The 891-nt window shown below is 71.6% G+C and carries 2 protein-coding genes; both read right to left on the bottom strand.

All coding sequences use genetic code 11. The features are described from left to right. Positions 1-444, bottom strand: a 444-nt coding sequence (locus tag AC1DY5_RS57265; protein WP_478122979.1) for a phospholipase D-like domain-containing protein, incomplete at its 3' end; no start/stop codon positions are given. An 81-nt stretch (positions 445-525) separates the two neighbouring features. Continuing rightward, on the bottom strand, positions 526-891 hold a 366-nt coding region (locus tag AC1DY5_RS57260), incomplete at its 5' end, for an ABC transporter C-terminal domain-containing protein (RefSeq protein WP_478122978.1).

Raw genomic sequence — 891 nt, 5'->3', positions numbered from 1 at the left:
CACCAGTGCCATCCGCATCACGACCGCGTCGCGCCCGGTGCTGTGGAAGTCGTCGAGCAGGATGCGCACCCGGACCCCGCGCTCGGCCGCCTCGCGCACCGCGCGCAGCAGCCGCGCCGTGCTGGCGTCGGCATGGATCGTGTAGTACTGGAGGTCCAGCGTCTTGCGTGCGCCCTCGACCAGCGCCAGCCGGCTGCCGTAGGCGGCAGCCGGGCCGTCGAGCAGGATGAAACCTGATTCGTAGCGCGTCCCGGCGGCCTTGCGCCGCTGCTGCACCAGTTCGCCGAGCGGGCTGCTCGCGGGCGAGGCCAGTGCGGTCGAGACCGGCCGGTCGACGTTCTTCGGCAGTTCCGCGCAGGCGGCGACGCCCACGGCGACGAGGAGCGCAACGCCGAAGTTGCGGCACAGGGCGACGGGGCGTCCGAGGGCGTGTCGATAAGGCATGCGGCGAGGAAGGTGAGGGGAGCCTGGGCAACGCCATATATAGCGTGCCGCGGCCCCACGCCGCGTCGGACAAAGACGCCGCTAGCGCGCCGCCCCGAGCGCTTCCCAGCGCTCCAACGCCACCAGCAGTTCGTCGTCGATGCGGGCGTGGCGCTCGCTGAGCTCGGCCGCACGCGAGGCATCGGTGGCGTATATGGCGCCGCCGTCGAGTTCGAGCAGTTCGGTGATCCGCTTCTGTTCTTCCTCAAGCTCGGCAATCCGTGCCGGCAGGGTCTCGAGCTCGCGCTGCTCCTTGTAGCTGAGCTTCTTGCGGACTGCGGACGGCTTGGCGGTGGCCTCGGCGGTCGGTGCCGGAGCGGGCGCCGGTGTGGCCGCCGGCGCCGCGGTCGCGGCACGCTGCTGGGCGATCTCGCGGGAGCGCTTCGACTGGATCAGCCAGTCCTGCAC

The organism is Variovorax sp. P4_D9 (assembly GCF_056401695.1).
This window is presented reverse-complemented; position numbering and strand designations above follow the sequence as displayed.